The organism is Chelativorans sp. ZYF759 (genome assembly GCF_012911015.1).
Classification (GTDB): Bacteria; Pseudomonadota; Alphaproteobacteria; order Rhizobiales; family Rhizobiaceae; genus ZYF759.
Map to the genome: position 1 here is coordinate 26,968 of NZ_WVVV01000008.1, position 17,312 is coordinate 44,279.

Annotated in this window: 16 protein-coding genes; 3 read left to right on the forward strand and 13 right to left on the reverse strand. The window is 63.9% G+C overall.

The annotated features are described in order from the left end of the window. Positions 1 to 161 precede the first annotated feature (161 nt). The 3 genes from GRZ55_RS14020 to GRZ55_RS14030 form a co-directional block, all read right to left on the reverse strand. A complete protein-coding gene (locus GRZ55_RS14020; protein WP_246734754.1) occupies positions 162 to 2,129 on the reverse strand; it encodes a TRAP transporter fused permease subunit in 1,968 nt (655 codons plus the stop codon). A gap of 29 nt (positions 2,130 to 2,158) precedes the next feature. Then, positions 2,159 to 3,118, reverse strand: coding sequence for a TAXI family TRAP transporter solute-binding subunit (locus GRZ55_RS14025; protein WP_169287570.1), 960 nt, complete (start codon positions 3,116 to 3,118; stop codon positions 2,159 to 2,161). A gap of 167 nt (positions 3,119 to 3,285) precedes the next feature. After that, a complete protein-coding gene (locus GRZ55_RS14030) occupies positions 3,286 to 4,182 on the reverse strand; it encodes a LysR family transcriptional regulator (protein ID WP_169287571.1) in 897 nt (298 codons plus the stop codon). Between the two features lie 133 nt (positions 4,183 to 4,315). Here GRZ55_RS14030 and GRZ55_RS14035 point away from each other — a divergent pair, with 133 nt between their 5' ends. Next, positions 4,316 to 6,214 carry an AMP-binding protein gene (locus GRZ55_RS14035; RefSeq protein ID WP_169287572.1) on the forward strand — a complete coding sequence of 633 codons (1,899 nt, stop codon included), beginning with the start codon at positions 4,316 to 4,318 and terminating at the stop codon, positions 6,212 to 6,214. An 80-nt stretch (positions 6,215 to 6,294) separates the two neighbouring features. On the opposite strand, the gene GRZ55_RS14040 is transcribed toward GRZ55_RS14035, so the two are convergent. The 5 genes from GRZ55_RS14040 to GRZ55_RS14060 are packed head-to-tail and all read right to left on the reverse strand — an operon-like array spanning position 6,295 to position 11,168. Continuing rightward, on the reverse strand, positions 6,295 to 7,554 hold the full coding sequence (locus GRZ55_RS14040; protein WP_169287573.1) for an ABC transporter substrate-binding protein: 1,260 nt from the start codon (positions 7,552 to 7,554) through the stop codon (positions 6,295 to 6,297). Positions 7,555 to 7,614: 60 nt separating this feature from the next. Continuing rightward, positions 7,615 to 8,445, reverse strand: a complete 831-nt coding sequence (locus tag GRZ55_RS14045; protein WP_169287574.1) for a carbohydrate ABC transporter permease — start codon at positions 8,443 to 8,445, stop codon at positions 7,615 to 7,617. Next, the gene (locus GRZ55_RS14050) at positions 8,442 to 9,344 is read right to left on the reverse strand and encodes a carbohydrate ABC transporter permease (RefSeq protein ID WP_246734755.1); all 903 of its coding nucleotides are present in this window, start codon (positions 9,342 to 9,344) and stop codon (positions 8,442 to 8,444) included. The genes GRZ55_RS14045 and GRZ55_RS14050 overlap by 4 nt, the downstream gene beginning before the upstream one ends. Beyond that, positions 9,335 to 10,474 (reverse strand): ABC transporter ATP-binding protein, encoded by a 1,140-nt coding sequence (locus GRZ55_RS14055; protein WP_246734757.1) that lies wholly within the window; start codon positions 10,472 to 10,474, stop codon positions 9,335 to 9,337. The genes GRZ55_RS14050 and GRZ55_RS14055 overlap by 10 nt, the downstream gene beginning before the upstream one ends. 49 nt (positions 10,475 to 10,523) lie before the next feature. Then, positions 10,524 to 11,168, reverse strand: coding sequence for a TIGR00725 family protein (locus GRZ55_RS14060; protein ID WP_169287575.1), 645 nt, complete (start codon positions 11,166 to 11,168; stop codon positions 10,524 to 10,526). A gap of 67 nt (positions 11,169 to 11,235) precedes the next feature. Here GRZ55_RS14060 and GRZ55_RS14065 point away from each other — a divergent pair, with 67 nt between their 5' ends. Beyond that, a complete protein-coding gene (locus tag GRZ55_RS14065; RefSeq protein ID WP_169287576.1) occupies positions 11,236 to 11,967 on the forward strand; it encodes a DeoR/GlpR family DNA-binding transcription regulator in 732 nt (243 codons plus the stop codon). A 152-nt stretch (positions 11,968 to 12,119) separates the two neighbouring features. On the opposite strand, the gene GRZ55_RS14070 is transcribed toward GRZ55_RS14065, so the two are convergent. From GRZ55_RS14070 to GRZ55_RS14090, 5 genes are read right to left on the reverse strand one after another with little or no spacing between them, the layout of a single operon-like run. After that, positions 12,120 to 13,160, reverse strand: coding sequence for a TRAP transporter substrate-binding protein (locus GRZ55_RS14070; protein WP_169287577.1), 1,041 nt, complete (start codon positions 13,158 to 13,160; stop codon positions 12,120 to 12,122). Positions 13,161 to 13,198: 38 nt separating this feature from the next. Next, a complete protein-coding gene (locus tag GRZ55_RS14075; protein ID WP_169287578.1) occupies positions 13,199 to 14,485 on the reverse strand; it encodes a TRAP transporter large permease in 1,287 nt (428 codons plus the stop codon). Between the two features lie 9 nt (positions 14,486 to 14,494). Beyond that, positions 14,495 to 14,983 carry a TRAP transporter small permease gene (locus GRZ55_RS14080; protein WP_169287579.1) on the reverse strand — a complete coding sequence of 163 codons (489 nt, stop codon included), beginning with the start codon at positions 14,981 to 14,983 and terminating at the stop codon, positions 14,495 to 14,497. Between the two features lie 30 nt (positions 14,984 to 15,013). Next, complete coding sequence (locus GRZ55_RS14085) at positions 15,014 to 16,102, reverse strand: aldo/keto reductase (protein ID WP_169287580.1); 1,089 nt, start codon at positions 16,100 to 16,102, stop codon at positions 15,014 to 15,016. After that, complete coding sequence (locus tag GRZ55_RS14090) at positions 16,099 to 16,473, reverse strand: TIGR04076 family protein (RefSeq protein WP_169287581.1); 375 nt, start codon at positions 16,471 to 16,473, stop codon at positions 16,099 to 16,101. The genes GRZ55_RS14085 and GRZ55_RS14090 overlap by 4 nt, the downstream gene beginning before the upstream one ends. Before the next feature lie 114 nt (positions 16,474 to 16,587). On the opposite strand from GRZ55_RS14090, the gene GRZ55_RS14095 reads away from it, so the two are divergent. Beyond that, a complete protein-coding gene (locus GRZ55_RS14095; protein WP_169287582.1) occupies positions 16,588 to 17,274 on the forward strand; it encodes a GntR family transcriptional regulator in 687 nt (228 codons plus the stop codon). Positions 17,275 to 17,312 lie beyond the last annotated feature (38 nt).

Genomic DNA, 17,312 nt, shown 5'->3' on the forward strand with positions numbered 1-17,312 from the left:
CCAGACGGATTCTGGCCCGGCAGATGCAACCTTCCTACGGGGTACTTGCTTGGACTGACTAGAATTTGCTCAGTTTGCAAAAATACAGTGCGGTCCACGCCGCGCATGAGAAGGGGCAGACGGCGGGCAGGTGGTCCGGCGAGCCGAACGGGTTCGTCGCCTCAGGAAAGCTCGCCGGCGTTCGCGTCGGCGCTGCGGCGGCTCCTCGGGCCGCGCCACAACTCGTAGCCGACGAGGACGATGCCCGCGGCCATGCCGGCCAGATCGGTATAGACCGCCCCCTCGAACGCTCCCGCCGGCATCAATGCCATCATGCCTGCGCCGAGGAAGGCCACGCGGTGGATGGCGCCCAGCGATCTTGTCATGTAGCCGACCATCCCGACCGACCCCAGGAACACGCCGAACAGCGCGGTCGCCACCGCCATTGCGATCTCGCCCGCCTCGCCCTGCATGACGAGGGCCGGCGAGAACACGAAGAGGAACGGCACGATATAGGCGGTCCAGCCGAATCGCATCGCCTGCAGCGCCGTGGCCAGCGGATCGCCCTTGGCGATCGAGGCGGCGGCGAAGGCCGCGACCGCGACCGGCGGCGTGACGAAGGACAGAAGCCCGAAATACATCACGTAGAGATGCGCCGAGATCGGGGTCACGCCGAGTTCGATAATGGCCGGCGCGACGAGCGCGGCGAGCAGCACATAGACGCCCACCGTCGGCAGGCCCATGCCCAGGATGATGCAGACCACCGCAGCGATGAGAAGAAGCAGGAGCAGGCTTCCCCGGCCGATCTGGACGAGCGTCAGTGTCAGGCTGAAGCCGAGCCCGGATATCGACAGGACACCGATCACCACCCCGGCGCCGGCGCATATGACGATGATGTCGACCGCGCTCAGACCTGTTCGGTGCACGCTGCGCAGCAGGTCCTGAATCGCGGGACGCTTGCCCTTGTAGCCGAAGAGCACGGCCAGAACGATCAGCGTGACGATCGCGGCGACGACGGCCATCTGCGGCTGCCAGTTGAGCGAGAACAGCGCGTAGATCATCACCACGAAGGGCAGGAAGAAGTGCCATCCCGATTTCAGCACGTCGCGCGCGCGTGGAAGCTCCGAGCGCGGCATCGCGTTGATTCCGGCCTTGCCGGCCTCAAGGTCCACCTGGATGAACAGGGCGAGATAATAGAGGACCGCCGGCACGAGCGCGGCGAGCAGAACTTCCGAATAAGGGATCTGCAGGAACTCGGCGATCAGGAACGCCGATGCGCCCATGACGGGCGGCATCAACTGCCCGCCGGTGGAGGCAACGGCCTCGATCCCTCCCGCGCGTGCCGGCGAATAGCCCGCCCGCTTCATCCAGGGAATCGTGATGACGCCCGATGCGACCACATTGGCCACAGCACTGCCCGAGATGGAGCCGAAGAGCGAGGAGGCCAGCACCGCGATCTTGGCCGGCCCGCCCCGGAAGCCGCCCATCAGCGACAGTGAAAGATCCGAAAGGAACGCCGCACCCCCGGTCACGCTGAGCAGGCTCCCGAAAAGCAGAAAGGCGACGATCACGGTGCAGGCCACGATGATCGGCGTGCCGAGCATGCCGTTGACGTCGATCGCCAGATAGGCCGCCAGCCTCTGAACGTCGGACGAACGTCCGTCCAGCGGCTCCGGCACGAGATGGCCGTAGAGACCATATAGCACGAAGAGGATGATGATGATCGGCAGCGACCAGCCGGTTGCGCGGCGCAGCGCCTCGATGCTGAGCACGATCATCACGCCGCCCGCGATGACGCCGCCCCGCGGGCGCATCAAGATCAGATCGACCAGGCTGGGAATGTTGACGGCCAAATACATGCCCGACGCCAGCCCTGCGGCCGCGAACAGCCAGTCATACCAGGGGATGGTCGACCGCATCGTGTCGCGGCGAGCCGGCAAATGGAGGAAGGCCAAAGCAAGGCTGACCGCCAGCATGCCGGCGACGAATTGCTGGGTCAGAATATTGAGCCCGACCCGGCGGAAGAGATCGCCGCCCCACATGAGGGCGGCGATGGTGATGGCGGAGGCGAGCGCGATCTTGAGCCAGCCGACCGCACCGGGCATTGCGGGGGTCGGTTCATCGTCCCTGGGGGAGACCGTCTCTGACATGATGCGCGCCCGTTCCCGTCTGGCTACGTCTATTCGCCGTCTGCGATGCCGACTTCCTCGAAATAGCGCATGGCGCCGGGATGATATTCGACCGGGTCCAGCGATCGTGCCATGGCATCCGGATCAAAACCCCGGAAGGCAGGGAAGCTGGCCACCAGCGCATCCTTGTTCTCGTGCAGCGCCTTGGTGATCTCGTAGATGATGTCGTCGCTGGTCGAGGCACTGGCGAATGCAACTGCATCGATGGCCAGTGCCATCGTCGGCTCCGTTACGCCGGGATTGCCGGGCCCTGGCTGCTCCTCGCGGAAATAGGCCTGCGGCAGGAACTGCCGTACCGCTTCCAGTTCCTCTTCCGTGTTCTGGAACGGCAGCACCCGCAGTCCCCCCACCGCGGCGTCGACCTCGCTGACCTTCGCACCGCCCAGCGCGAAGAAGAACGCATCGACGCGACCGGTGGCAAAATCGTCGGCGCCGGCCACCGTGTTGGCCACGGTCACGGTGTCGACATCGTCCACGGTCAGGCCGGCGGAAGCGTAGATTGCATCCATCATGGTCGCAGCGATCTGCTGGCTGCTGTAGCCGCTCGGCAGCGTGCGGCCGCGCAGGTCCGCCAGCGTCTCGATGTCGGAATCAGCCCGCACGAAGACACCGAAGCGAAGCGGGAACATCGTACCCACCGCGCGCAGGCCTTCCTGGGGCCGCCCTTCGAAATGCTCGAGCCCGACAACCGCGGCGCCGATCTCGTGCGCGGTTCCCACCCCGATGTCGATGTCGCCTTCACTGACGGCGGGGATATAGACATTCGCGCTTGCGAAGGGTTGCAGGATTGCCCGCATGCCTGCCTTTTCGTTGATGACGCTGGCCACGGCCGTGCCGGCCGAATGGAACAGCGAACCGGGCGTGGCAGTGCCCACCGTGACGGTCTGGGCGAACACCTGCGCGGGAGCCGCCAGGAGCAATCCTGCCAGCAAGAAAGCTGCCGATTTCATGTTTCCTCCTTTGGGCCCGACAATCAGAAAGATGTCCTCCATGGGCCTTTGTCTTTTTCGTCGGCGTCATGATCGAAGTCGCCAACTCTGCGACATTACTGTCGGCCTGGGGCTGGCGGTAGGGGAACCGGCCTGAACAGGATGTTCGATTAATGGAACAGGGCTGCCTATGCGTGGCTCTGGAGATAGGCCGACATGGAATCCAGGAAGCCACGCATCTTGGCCGGTGCATAGCGCCGCGCGAGGTAGGTTGCCGAAGCCGTCAATGGCGGGCTTGCCCAGTCGAGCGGGATGCGCATCAAGGTCTCGTCCGCGAGGTCCTGCCGACACATGATGTCAGGCATCAGGCCTATCCCGAGATCACCGAGAACGAGTTCGCGGACAAGCACCGCATGGTTGACCACGGCCCTGGCCGAGGGCGGTCTCGGCTCGCCCTCCTGCGGCTGGAGTGGAGGAAAGATGCGGTCGCGAATCTGGTATTGGTGGAGGATCATGTCATGGTCGGCGAGTTCCGAATACGCCCTGGGCATGCCCCTGGCCGCAATGTATCGTGGCGTTGCGTAGAAACTGCGCGGAAGTTCGGCCAGCTTGCGCGACGGATTGTAGGTTTCCGGCGGGTTGCCGAAATGAATGACCACGTCGAACGGCTCCTCGGCAACATCGACGACGCGGTTGTGCGCTTCGATTTCCAGCCGCAGGGCAGGGTGGTTCTTGGCGAAATCGGCGATGGCTTCGCTGACCCAGCCGATGAAGAAGATTGGCATGCTCACCCGCAGAACGCCGCTCATTTCGTCCTGCATCTGTGCGGTCTGCAGGTTCGCCTGTTCCAGTTCCGCGACGATGTGCTCGCAACGCCGATAGAGGGCCTGCCCGCTTTCCGTGAGACCAAGCGCCCGCGCGCCACGCTTGAGCAGTGTGGATCCAAGCTGCTCTTCAAGCAGGCGCAGGCGGCGGCTGATGGTCGATTTCGGCATGTTGAGCGCCAGAGCCGCCTTGTTGATGCTGCGCGCCCTGACGACATCGTGGAACAGGATCAATGCGTTCAGATCTAAGCGTGAGGTCATGCGGTCATCTCGATCTTCGGGTTCGCCAAGTGTTCCATGAGCGGAACTTTGGGTTCGGGCGTGCCGTCTAGTCAAGGTATGGCACGCGGCTATGCTCCGGGCAGTTTCAAGCCGTGTGAAGCAGCAGCCGACCGTGAACAACGTAATCCTGAAGAATGAAGCCGGACGCCCCGGCCCGGAAGTCGCCCGCCGCGCCATCCGCGAACTCGCCGACATCCAGGCGCTGGAACGCTTTGGGCTCGAAGAGGTCGTGCCGGTATCCTCGACCTATGACCTGTTGCGTCGTTCCGCCCGGCTACATGGCGACATGCCGGCGGTGATCTATCTGCCCACAGGCTCTCTCGACGACACGCCGCAGGTTCTGGATTTTTCGGCGCTGCTGGAAATGGTGAATCGCGCCGCAAATGCTTTCCGCGCGCTGGGCATCGGACGCGACGACACGGTCGCCATCTTGATGCCGACTATGCCCGAGACCCTCGTCGCCTTCCTCGGGGCCCAGGCGGCGGGCCGCGTGTGCCCGATCAACTACATGCTCTCATCCGACCACGTGGCGGAACTGCTCCAGCATGCGGAGGCCAAGGTCCTGGTCGTTCTCGGCCCGGATCCGGAGATCGACATCTGGAACAAGGTGGCCGAGATCAGGGAGCGGGCCGGCACGCTCAAACACGTGGTCGCGGTAGGCGCAACGGGAGGAGAGGACACCGTCGATTTCGCCGAACTTCTTGCCCGGCAGCCTGCGTCGCTGACATTCCCGCTCAGCATAGACAAAGGCGAGACGGCCGCCTTCTTCCACACCGGTGGCACCACCGGCCTGCCGAAACTGGTCCGCCATACCCATGAGAACGAGGTGCACGTCTCCTGGTTCGCGGGCATGTTCTACGACATCGGTCCCGGCGACGTTGTGTTGAACGGGTTTCCGCTGTTCCATGTTGCTGGCGCATTCGTTCTGGCTGGAAGCGCCTTTGCCGCCGGTGCCGCCATCCTCATTCCCTCCAAGCTCGGCATGCGCAGCAAGCCCTTCGTGCGCGACTACTGGCAGGTCGTGCAGCGCTACCGGGTGACACTCCTTTCCGGTGGTCCGACTTTCGTCTCGACCCTGGTCGGGCGACCGGTCGAAAATGCCGACATAAGCCATGTGAAGGCCCTGTTCGGTGGCGGCTCGCCAATGCCCGCAGGCCTGGCATCGGCGTTCGAGACGCGCTTCGGCGTCCCCATTCGCTCGATCTACGGGATGACCGAGGCTGCGGGCATGATTTCTGCCATTCCCCGCCACGCCAGCCGGAGACAGGGATCGTCGGGCTGGCGGCTGCCTTTCAGCGAGGTACGGGCATTCGGGGCACTGCCCAATGGCAACCCCGACCCGGATCGGCCGCTCACCGCCGGAGAGCACGGGCTCCTGGCGATCCGCGGTCCCAATGTTTCGCCGGGCTACAGCGACGAAAGACTGGCGGATCAGGCGCGGATGCCCGGCGGATGGTTGGCGACCGGCGATACCGGGCGGATCGACCCCGACGGCCAGATCGTCGTTCTCGGCCGCTCCAAGGACGTCATCATCAGGGGCGGGCACAACATCGATCCGCTGGTGATCGAGGAGGCGCTGATGCGTCATCCCGACGTGCAGCTCTGCGCGGCCGTCGGTCAGCCGGATCCCTATGCCGGCGAACTGCCGGTGGCCTTCCTCAAGCTCAAGCCGGGCGGCGAGTCCGATCCCTGGAAGGTCCTCGAGCAGGTTCGCAGCCACATTCCCGAACCTGCCGCCGTGCCGAAGCAGCTCTATCTGCTCGACGACCTTCCGCTGACCACCACCGGCAAGGTATTCAAGCCCGCCCTTCGCCGTCTGGCCGTAGAGCATGCCCTGAAGCGTCAGCTTGGTGATCTCCTGCCGGACGGCGCCCTTGTCGAACTCACCTGCCAGGAAGAGATGGGCCAGCGGCGGGTGGAGATCGTCCTGGCGCCAGGCGAAGACTTCCGCCGGGTCGTCGCCGAGCACATGTCGCGCCTGGCCATCACTTACGACACCCTCGAAGTCTGATCGCCGTCGCAAATGCGAGACGGGCCGCCCTTTGGACGGCCCGTCTTTAGCTTCCTCGAATTTGCGCGGGGAGCTGACCTCTAGCGCATCCCAAGCCTGTCGCGCAGGGTCTCGGCCAGTTCCTTGACGGTCTCTTCCGGATCGGCGCCGCCATCGCTGACCTCCACCATCGCGGCGGCAATGAGATCGGTCACAGCCACGCCCTCGGGGCCGGGGAAAGCATACCAGGGGCCTGCAAAACGGGCGACCTGTTCGTGCGCCGGCCGGTGCATTGGGTTCTCAGCGTAGAAATCGGCCAGATAGGTCTCGTCCTCGATCACCAGCGCATTAGTGGGCGCAAAGCCGGTGTTCTCGACGATGATCTTGGCACCCTCGGGCCCGGTGGCGAACATCATGTAGCGCCAGGCGGCCTCCTGCTTGGCCTCGTCATCGGTCAGCATGACGAGGGCCGAGCCGCCGGTCGGGAAGTAGACGTCTTCCGGCTCGGCCATGATCGGCAACGGCTTGACGACGACCTCGAAACGTCCGTCGGCCCCCTCGAGAAAGCGATTCAGCAGCGAGGAGCTCTCGATCATGATGCCCAGCGTGCCGGCCGGAAATGCCTGGCGCGCGTTGCCCTCGTTGTAGCTCTGCATGCCGGCTTCCTGGGCGAAGCGCTGGTAGAGGGTGGCGGCAGCGATGCCCGCCTCGTCATCGAAGGTGATGTCGCTCTCGTCCGGCGTCATCGGGCGGCCGCCATAGGCGCCGAGGAAAGACTGGAAGCGCCAGTCGTGGCGCTGGGTCCAGATGCCGTCGATTGTCGGCGACAGGGCGTCGATCTGGGCGGCCAGCTCGATGATGCCGTCGAAATCGGTCGGGAAATCGTCCATCGACCCGCCGGCCTGTTCGACGAGGTCGGGATTGACGTAGATGACCAGCGTGGAGGCGGAGGTGCCGAGCGCATATTGCGTGTCGTTGAACTGGCCGAGCGACCGCAGGGCCGGCGTGTAGCCCTTGGCCTCGAATTCGGCCTCGTCGCCGATGAAGCCGTCGAGCGGCTGGGCCAGACCGCGCGACTCCAGAACCCGCCACAGATTGAGGCCGACATAGGCGACGTCCGGCGCATTGCCGGCCACGCTCTCGCGCAAGATGCGCTGCACGCCGTCCTCGTAACCTTCGGCCGCACCGTCAATGACGATGGTCACGTCGGGGTTTTCGGCCATGAAGGCCTCGGCTAGCTTGGTCTGCGCATCCGACCAGATGGTGGGGATCGCGTAGTGGACGCGCAGGGTGATGTCTTCTGCCGCAGCCGTACCGGCCACGGCCAGAACGGCCAGGCTCGAAATCAGAAGTCTTCTCATGACGGTCTCCATTGTCTCAGGGGCGATGGGCGCGCTGTGCGCTCTTGTAGTTGGCGTCGATCATCCCTTCAGCCCGCCGACGGCGAGACCCTGGATGAAGCGGCGCTGGGCAAGCAGGAAGCCGACGATCATCGGCGCGACGACCACCACGGCAGCCGCCATTAGCGGGCCGACATCGGTGCCGGACTCCTCGTCGCGGAAGTAGAGAATGCCGCGCGGCGGCGGCGCAAGGCTCGAATCGGTGATGGCGATCAGCGGCCAGAACAGATCGTTCCAATGCGCCACGACCGAGAAGATCGCGAAGGCGGTCGCCGCCGGCATGGCGAGCGGAAAGGCGATGCGCCAGGCAATCGCCGTCTCCGACAGGCCGTCGACCCGTGCCGCCTCGAAAAGCTCGCCCGGCATGGCCGCGATCGCTTGGCGGAACAGGAAGATGCCGAACACCGACGCCACGAAGGGGATGATGAGCGCGCTGTAGGTGTTGAGAAGCCTCAGTTCCGCCAGCCCCAGGAAGATTGGGATCGCGGTGACGTGGAACGGCACGAGCAGCCCCGCCAGCACCAGCCCGAAGATCAGGCTGCGTGCCCGGAAATTCCGTTGCGCAAGCGCATAGGCGCAGGGCAGGGCAAACATCACCTGGAAGAAGAGGATGCCCGCACACACCACGAAGCCGTTGAACAGGAAGCGCAGCAAGGTCGACCGTTCGAAGGCGGCGACATAATTCTCCCAGCGAAGCGCTTCCGGAAACAGCTTCAGATGCGGCGTGAAGATCTCTGCCTGGGATTTGAATGACAGCGACAGCATCCAGAAGAACGGGGTCAGCACCAGGGCCGCGCCGAAGAGGAGCAGGCTGAGCGCGATGGCGCGCCTGAGGAAGACACCGGTTCTCATCGGTAGTGCACCCGCTTTTCCATGAACCGGAACTTGACCACGGTGAACAGGAGCACGAAGGCGAAGAAGACCATGGTGATCGCGCTCGAATAGCCAGCCTTGAAGTAGACGAAGCCCTCCCGGTAGATCGCGTAGACGAGCACGTCGGAGGCAAAGGCCGGCCCGCCGCGCGTCAGCGTCGCCACCGTCTCGAACACCCGGAACGCGCCGGTGGCTGTCACCACCGTGACGAAAAGCGTCGTCGGGCCCAGCATCGGCCAGGTCACGGTCCAGAACCGCTCCCAGCCGCGGTCGGCGCCATCCACCTCCGCCGCGTCATAAAGATGCTGCGGGATCGCCGCGAGGCCGGCCAGGAACAAGACCATGTTGTAGCCCACGGTCTGCCAGACCCCGATCACCGCCAGCGTGTAGAGCACCAGCCCGCGATCTGACAGCCAGGCCGGACCCCGGATGCCGGCGGCGCCCAGCATCTGGTTGACCAGCCCCAGATTGGGGTGAAGCATCATCTGCCAGACGACCGCCATCGCAACCAGCGTCGCCGCGACGGGCAGGAAATAGGCCGCGCGCAGGATGGCGGAGAGGCGCGGCGCATATTGCATCAGGCCGTGCAGCCCGAGCGCCACGAGTAGTCCGAACAGTATCGAGAAGGGTATGACGATCGCGGCGTAGAGAATTGTATTGGTGATGGCACGCCGCGCCTGCGGGTCGGTTATCAGCACGAGGTAGTTGTCGAAGCCGATCCAGTTAAAGCTGCGCGCGCCGAACTGGTAGTCGGTGAAGGACAGCATCGCGACGATGGCGACGGGAATGAAGATCAGCACCAGCATGGCTAGTGTCGCCGGCCCCGCCAGCCAAAGATCGGTCAGCGCATCAGCGCTTCTTCTGCTGATCAGGCGCATCGTGCGGTTTCCTTGACGCCATCGCGGCCATATCCCTCGACCGTGATGCGGCTGCCCGTCGCGGCGTCGAATATGTGCAGGTTGCGGGGCGCGAAGCCGAGCCGCATCTCCTCTCCTTCGCCAGCGGCATGCCAGTCTCCAGGGGCGAGCGACCGGACGATCGATCCGTCTTCGAGACGGAGGTCGAGAAGCATCTCCGCGCCCTGATACTCCAGATGCACCAGGCGCCCTTTCACCGGTCCGGCACTGGAAGGGGTGAGATGCTCGGGCCTGATCCCGATGAAGGTCTTGCTTCCCGTAGGCAAGATGCCCGCCGGCAGGCTGAAGCCGCTCGGCAGAGCGTCGGGGGTGGCTGCTGCCGTGAAGTTGATCGGATGTGTGCCGACAAATGCCGCCACGTCCCTGCTGACGGGGGTTTCGTACAGATCGCGCGGCGTTCCGAACTGCGCGATCTGGCCACCCAGCATGACGGCCACTTTGTCGGCCATGGCCATGGCTTCGGCCTGGTCGTGTGTCACGTGGATGAAGGTGCGCCCGATACGACGGTTGAGCGCCACGATCTCCGCGCGCATTTGAACCCTCAACTTGGCATCGAGGTTCGAGAGTGGCTCGTCGAGCAGAAAGATCGATGGATCGCGCACGAGCGCCCGCGCCACGGCGACCCGCTGCTTCTGACCGCCAGATAGCTGGGAGGGCTTGCGTTCCAGCAGCGGCTCGATGCCGAGTTGGGCGGCGATCTCGCGCACCCGCTTGCCTTGCTCGGTGCGCTTGATGCGAGCGCTGGGAAGAAGACCGCCGACGATCGAGCGCTCCAGCCGCGTTTGACCACGCATCGCCAGGGGAAGTGCGATGTTCTCGGCGACGGTCAGATGCGGGTAGAGAGCATAGGACTGAAAGACCATCGCGATGTTGCGCTGCGCAGCGGTCAACTCCGACACCTCGCGGCCGCCAATAAGCACCTCGCCCGAATTCGGCCTGTCCAAGCCCGCGATGATCCGCAGCAGGGTCGACTTGCCACAGCCGGAAGGGCCCAGAAGGGCGAGGAAGGCGCCTTCCTCGGCAGCCAGCGAGATCCCCTCCAGGACTGTCACTGGGCCGAAGTGTCGCGTCACGTTGCGAAGCTCGATCATGATGCACCAGGTAAAGATGATGACGGCATAGCGCCCGCCAATGTAAGTTTTATGACAGCGAGGGGCGGCGGAGCAGATACTCGGCCAACCCTTGGCAGACCTCCTCGACGGAGGCGGCCTTGCGGATGTCCGCGAGATCGGGAGCGTCGCCCAGGCCGAAGACCGGCTTGTCGAAATGCAGTCCGAAGGCGATTTCCGACAGCGTGCCATACTGTCCACCAACCGCCACCAACGCGGCGGATGACTGGGCGATCAATACGTTGCGGGCCTTGCCGATGCCTGTTGCAATGGGCAGATCTACGTAAGGGTTGGCCTCGCGCCAGTCACCTTCGGGCAGCAGACCGACGCAGAGACCGCCAGCCTCGTGAACGCCTTGTGCCACGGCCTGCATCACGCCGTTTTTGCCGCCACAGATCACGGTCAGACCCAATTCAGCCAGGGCGCGTCCAAGGCTATAGGCGAGGTCGATCTGCTCTGCGTTGGCTTCGCGGGGGCCGATGACACCGATGGGAACCTTGCGCGCCTTGCCGCCCGCCCCGATGGCGCGTAGAGCCTCGAGCGGTTCGACCGCGCGAAAGCCTGTGCCGGCGGGGTCGGAATTGCGGGGACTGGTCCAGTTCCAGTCCCATACGTCGAACAGCCGACCGTCGGCGCTGTACACCGCCCCCTCCGGCGCTAAAAATAGGCCCGTCATAACGATTGTCCTCCTCTTGTTTGGAAGATAACTTACATCCGTCGCTCTTGTCCATCGGAGTCTCGCCTTGTCAATCCCGGTTTCCTCGCAGCGGCGCACCGCGATCCTCGCCGAAATCGAGGCGCGTGGCTTCGTAACGCTTGAGGCGCTGGCCGAGGCATTTGCCGTTTCCATGCAGACGGTTCGGCGCGACGTCATCGCCATGCATGAGGAAGGGTTGATCGAGCGTTTCCACGGTGGCGCCGGCGCCAAGGGACGGATTGGCTTCAACCGGGTGGAACATCGGGCGAAGCGGTCCATGAACGTCCAGGAGAAAAGAGAGATAGCAGGCAGGGTGGCAGCGATGCTGCCGGAGGGAGCTTTCGCGTATTTTGATGTAGGCACCACTTTGGAAGCCGTGGCTGCCGCCCTACGGGGGCACCCCCGCATCACTGTCGTGACCAACAGCCTTCATGTGGCCACGCTGGTCGATCCTGCCGAACACGAGATCAGGATGCTGCCAGGCAGGGTGGCCGGGCCCGACGGATCGGTGGTAGGCGAGGATGCAATCCTGGCCTTGCAAGCGCTCCGCCTCGACGTGGCGCTGATCGGCTGCTCGGCTATCGAGACCGACGGCCAGGTCATGGATTTTGATCCCGCCAAGATCGCCGTTAAGCGCACGGCAATGGGCGTCGCCCGCAGGAACTTACTTCTCGCCACCCGCGACAAGTTCGGCCAGACGGCCCGTTGCGAGATCGCGCACACTTCCGACTTCAGCGAGGTGATCACGGAAACGACCGCCGACGTTGACGAAACCTAGCTCGCAGCCACGGATGGAAATCGCGCCGGCATCGGATCTTTGAAAACCGCCGCTCGGTCCAAAGCAACCGCAAGGGGGCATCGGTCGACCGAACGTTAAACGCCCTGGGAATGCGAAGTGCTTTCCCAGGGCGACGATGTGACTGCGAACTCTTAGTTGTCGACGCCCATTTCGGCGGAGATCCTGTCGATCTCCGCGCGGTAGAAGGCCAGGGCAGCTGCGCCGTCGACGCCGCGTTCGTTGGCTGCTTCGACCCACTCGTCCTCGATGAAGGCAAGGCGTTCCCTGAGTTCGGCCTGAACCTCCTCGGAGACCTCGAGGAACTCGGTTCCCGCTTCCTCGAGCTTGCCGATGGCATCGTCCTCTTCGGCCTGCCACATCTCGGCAAACCGCACGACCAGCGCCTCGCCCGTCAGTTCATCGAGTGCGGCGCGGTCTTCTTCCGAAAGCCGCTCATAGGCCGCGTTGCTCATCACCAGATACTGGCTGGAATGGGCAAAGCCGCCCGGCACGACCGACACATGTGTCAAATATTCGGTCAGGTTGAAGTTCCAGACCGTCTCGAGCTGCTGAAACATGCCGTTGATGACGCCCCGCGAGATCTGCTCGTAGGAATCGGTTACCGAGGAAGAGATTGGCACCATGCCGAGCGCTGTCGATACCCGCTCCACGAGCGGCCCCGGAACACGGATACGCTTGCCTTCCACCGAGTCGATCGACGTCAGCAAGTCGCCATACATGGTCAGCTGGTAGGGGCCGTTCGTCCACAGGCCGAGCAGCCGCACGCCCTCATGCTCGTCGGCATCCATCATGAAACGCTGGTAGGTGTTCCAGTAGGCCAGCGAATTGACGACCGCGTTGTTGTGGGTGAAGGGCAGTTCGCCGATTTCCGTCAGCGAGAAACGACCTGGCGTATAGCCGTGAACGGAGAACGCCATGTCGGCGACTTCGTTCTCGACCAGGTCGAAATGGCCGGGGGGTGGTCCAAGCGCCGGCATCACTTCGATGGAGACGCGACCCTCCGTCGCTTCCTCCAGATCGCGCGACAGCGGCTCTATCACCTTGGTGATGATCGGATGGGTGGCAGGCACCCAGTTGGAATAGCGCAGCACCACCTCCTCTGCGGTGGCAGGAAGCGTGCCGGCCAGCATGGCGAGCGCAGCGGCCGCACCCATCAGCGTTCTGTATGTCATGTCATTCCACCTCTTTTGTTGGTTGGTCGTTCAAGAACTCACATCATCGACGGCAGCCACAGCACGATGCCCGGGAAGAGCACGATCAGCATGAGCTTCGCCAGATCGGGAACCAGAAAGAGAAAAACGCCGGCAAACAGCGTGCGCAGGGGCACATGCGGCAGTACCGAGCGTAGCATGTAGACGTTGAGGCCGATCGGCGGCGTGATCAGCGCCAGTTCCACGACCATTACGATCAGGATGCCGAACCAGACGGGGTCGAAACCGAGCCCGACGACGATCGGAAAAAGGATCGGGATCGTCAGCAGGATCATGGACATGCTTTCCAGCACCATGCCCAGCAGCACGTAGATCACGCAGATCGTCACCATCACCCAGAACGGGCTGAGGTCGAGCGTGATGATCAGATCGCGCAGCATTGACGGCAGCCCGGCAACGTTGAGGAAATTGCCGAGCACCATCGCCCCGATGATGACGAAGAAGATCATCGCCGAGGTGACGGCGGTCTCCGTCAGCGTCTCGAAGAGTGCCCGCCATGTAAGCGCACGCCGTGCCAACGCGAAGAGGAGGGCGCCGAATGCACCGATGCCTGCGGCTTCCGTGGGCGTGAAGATGCCGCCATAGATACCGCCCATGACCACGACAAAGAGCGCGAGAACGGGCCACACGCGCGCGAGCTTGCGCCGCCGCTCCGCGCGGTCCGTTCGTTCGCCGGCCGGTCCCCATTCAGGCTTGAGCCGCGCGATCACGGCGATGGTCAGCATGTAAAGGGCAACCGCGAGCAGTCCGGGCAGGATGCCGGCGATGAAGAGCTTCGAGATCGAGGTCTCGGTCAGGATGCCGTAGACCAGCAGCACGACCGAAGGCGGGATGAGGATCCCCAGCGTTCCGCCGGCTGCAATGGATCCGGTCGACAGTATGTCTGCATAGCCGTAGCGCCGCATGGACGGGTAGGCTACCCGGGCCATTGATGCGGTAGTGGCCATGCTCGAACCGGAGATCGCCGCGAAGCCGCCGCAGGCCAGGATCGTGGCCTGCGCCAGCCCGCCGCGGTAATGCCCGAGCGCAGCATGGGCTGCGTCGTAGAGATCGCTCGATATGCGCGAGCGGTTGATGAGATTGCCCATCAGGAGAAACAGCGGCACCACCGACAGGCTGTAGCTGTTGACCGTGGAAAAGGCCGTCTGTGCCGTCATGAAGGAGGCCGGTCGCAGGCCGGAGATACTGACAAATCCCAGAAAGCCGACCCCCAGCATGGCGACGCCGACGGGAACGCGCAGCATGATCAGCAGGAAGACCGTCACAAGCCCGATCGCCGCTACCATGCCCGCCTCCTATTCCGGCGCGCCGGGGCCGTCGTCACGGCGGATGATGGCAATCGCCGACGCCAGCGCGGTCAGCAGGCAGAGCAGGGACATGTAGTAGGCGAAAGGCGCGCGCGGGATGCCCCCGAACAGCGACTGGGCGTTCTGGCGTGCGAGCTGGTCGCCGTAGTTCCAGGTCAGCATCGCGAGATAGGCAAAGACGACCACGCAGAGGACGCCGCCCAGCCAGCGCAAAGAGGTGGCGAGGCGCGGAGCCACGTCGGTCAGCAGCGACGCCTCCACCTGCCGGCCCCAAAGGCTGACCAGCGGCAGGGCCCCGAAGACCATCACGCACATGAGAAATTCGGTGATCTCGTAGGCGCCTCTGATCGGTCGGTTGAACAGGTAGCGACCGCTGACATCCGCCACCATCACGAGCATGATTGCGGCCAGCGTCAGCGCCGAAAGCGGCGCCAGCATCGCGATGATGGCGCGCGCGATGCCATCAACGATTCTCATCGCGTCCGGCTCCGCCGGCCTGCGCCCGCCTCAGCCATTGACGCCCTCTTCGGCAAGTGTCGGCGTATCCGGACGTGTGTTGAGGTTATATTTCATGATCCGGCCGTGCCGGCTGTTGCGATCGCCTTCCAGGCCGTAGACGGGGCCGTTCGGACCTGCCGATCTAGCCAGAAGCGCCTCGATCGCCGCTCGATCGGCATCATCCAGCGAGAATTTGAAGACTTCCAGCGTCTGGGGAAGATGCCGTGCGTAGCGCGCGCCCACGATGGCTGCCGCCACCTGCGGCTGGTCGAGCACCCAGCGCGTGGCGACCGACGAGAGCGAAACGCCATGCTTGTCGCCGATGTCCTTGAGCAGCGCCAGAAGTTCCTGAAAGAGGTCCCAGGAGCCGAACTCGTCGATGATCAGGCGATACTTGACCAGCGATCGGTTCTCGAAGGCAAAACCTGGATCGGGCTTGCCATGCCAGTTCTCGGTCAGGAAACCGCCGGCCAGCGTGCCGTAGCACAGGATCTGCAGATTGTTGTTTCGTGTCCACGGCGCAAGCGCGCGCGAAGCGCGGCGGTCCAGCAGCGAGTATTGAATCTGCGTTGAGACGAGATCGGCCCCGGCTCCCATCAGGCGCTGCGTGTCCGGTATGTCCCAGTTCGTCACGCCGAGATTGCGGATCTTGCCCTTCTCCTTCAGCCGCGCCAGCTGCTCCATCGCGGCTTCGGGGCTGCCGACACTCGTGTCCCACCAGAAGAACTGCACGAGGTGCAGCTGGTCGATCTGCAGTCGCTTGAGCGAGCGGTCGACGATGGCTTCGATTTCATCGCCGCCGATCGTCCCGAGAAGCGCGAGATCCGGCACCAGCTTCGTGTGCACCGTCACGCGGTCGGCGACCTCCGCGCCACGGCGGCGGCGCACATCGGCTATGAAGTAGCCGATCATTTCCTCCACGCCTTTGTATATGTCGGCGCAGTCGAAGGTGGTGATCCCCGCGTCGAGGAAGGCCTCCATGTCCGCGATGGCGGCTGAAGGCTCGACCGCACCATGGTCCCCCGCCAGTTGCCAACCCCCCTTGATAACGCGTGAGATGGGATGGTCTGCCCGCAGGTCGGTGGTCTCGACGCTCATGTCGAAGGCTCCTGTTTCTGCCAGTAGGGCGTGTCGCGTGCCTCCGGCAGACCGGTGGTCTCGGCATGCGTGAAATGGCGTTTCTCAAGGCGGGTGATCCGCAGGCGGCCGCCACAATGGGGATCGGGGCAGGCGACCTCGGCGTCGGTGCTCATCCAGTCGTGCGGGGAGGTGTCGCGCTGCTTGGCCGGGAGCAGCGGCAGGACTGCGGCAAGCGCATACATTGATATCCGCGTACCCACCTCGAAGACGAGGTTCTCGCCCTCGACGCGAAAGCTCTCACCTTCAACGTGACGGCAAACGGGCGTGCGCCCGTCGAGTACGGTTTCGACTTTGAGATCGTAAAGCCAGAAGGCCCCGTTCTCCGCCATGTTCCCCTCCAGCTGGGCTTATGTGCCCTATTTCGCTGTGATATGTGATATTTTATAATTCGACGCTTTTGAAGCGTCAACGACTGGTGCTAGAAATAGTCAGAGGATCCAGCGATGGGGGAAATCGTGCTTGACCGCATCGACCAGTCCAAGCTTCGCGAAAGCGTCTACGCGGCTCTGCATGCGGCTTTCACCCGGGGCGCCTACGCTCCAGCTGACGTTTTGAGCCTGCGTAGCCTCGCTGAACAGCTGGGCACGAGCATGACCCCCGTTCGTGAGGCGGTTCGCAGGCTCGTTGCCGAGGGCGCACTGGTCGACACCCCTTCGCGCACGCTGCAGGTGCCACCCTTCGATACGGAAAGGCTGACCGACCTGATGCGTGCGCGCATCGCGCTTGAGCCCATGCTGACGGAACTCGCCGTAGAGCGGATGACGGGCGAGACCGAGCAGTCCTTGGCTTCTATCCTGCAGGAGGGAACACTGCTTGGCGATCAGCCCGATCTCGAGCAGAACTACCGTTTCCATTTCACGCTCTACAAGGAGAGCCGGTCGCCGGTGATCCTGCCGGTGGTTGAAGGCCTATGGCTACAATACGGCCCCTATCTGAAGCTGATGATCGCCAGGGCCGGTCCCGCCATCGGACGAGGCAACGACATTCACGCCGAAATCCTTGACGCCGTGCGCCAGCGCGACGGTCGTGCAGCGGCGGCCGCCGTGACAAAGGACATACTCCGCAGCTTCGCCCTCGTGGAAGATGGCAAGCTCCACCTCGGCGAAGCCCTCGACCCCACAGGCTCCTGAAGCGAGACAGTTGGACGGAGGACGCGCGGCGAAGCGAT

Coding starts and splice junctions, on each gene's coding strand:
- GRZ55_RS14020 (WP_246734754.1), bottom strand. CDS start 2,129: ATGTCAGAGACGGTCTCCCCCAGGGACGATGAACCGACCCCCGCAATG.
- GRZ55_RS14025 (WP_169287570.1), bottom strand. CDS start 3,118: ATGAAATCGGCAGCTTTCTTGCTGGCAGGATTGCTCCTGGCGGCTCCC.
- GRZ55_RS14030 (WP_169287571.1), bottom strand. CDS start 4,182: ATGACCTCACGCTTAGATCTGAACGCATTGATCCTGTTCCACGATGTC.
- GRZ55_RS14040 (WP_169287573.1), bottom strand. CDS start 7,554: ATGAGAAGACTTCTGATTTCGAGCCTGGCCGTTCTGGCCGTGGCCGGT.
- GRZ55_RS14045 (WP_169287574.1), bottom strand. CDS start 8,445: ATGAGAACCGGTGTCTTCCTCAGGCGCGCCATCGCGCTCAGCCTGCTC.
- GRZ55_RS14050 (WP_246734755.1), bottom strand. CDS start 9,344: ATGCGCCTGATCAGCAGAAGAAGCGCTGATGCGCTGACCGATCTTTGG.
- GRZ55_RS14055 (WP_246734757.1), bottom strand. CDS start 10,474: ATGATCGAGCTTCGCAACGTGACGCGACACTTCGGCCCAGTGACAGTC.
- GRZ55_RS14060 (WP_169287575.1), bottom strand. CDS start 11,168: ATGACGGGCCTATTTTTAGCGCCGGAGGGGGCGGTGTACAGCGCCGAC.
- GRZ55_RS14070 (WP_169287577.1), bottom strand. CDS start 13,160: ATGACATACAGAACGCTGATGGGTGCGGCCGCTGCGCTCGCCATGCTG.
- GRZ55_RS14075 (WP_169287578.1), bottom strand. CDS start 14,485: ATGGTAGCGGCGATCGGGCTTGTGACGGTCTTCCTGCTGATCATGCTG.
- GRZ55_RS14080 (WP_169287579.1), bottom strand. CDS start 14,983: ATGAGAATCGTTGATGGCATCGCGCGCGCCATCATCGCGATGCTGGCG.
- GRZ55_RS14085 (WP_169287580.1), bottom strand. CDS start 16,102: ATGAGCGTCGAGACCACCGACCTGCGGGCAGACCATCCCATCTCACGC.
- GRZ55_RS14090 (WP_169287581.1), bottom strand. CDS start 16,473: ATGGCGGAGAACGGGGCCTTCTGGCTTTACGATCTCAAAGTCGAAACC.
- GRZ55_RS14095 (WP_169287582.1), top strand. CDS start 16,588: ATGGGGGAAATCGTGCTTGACCGCATCGACCAGTCCAAGCTTCGCGAA.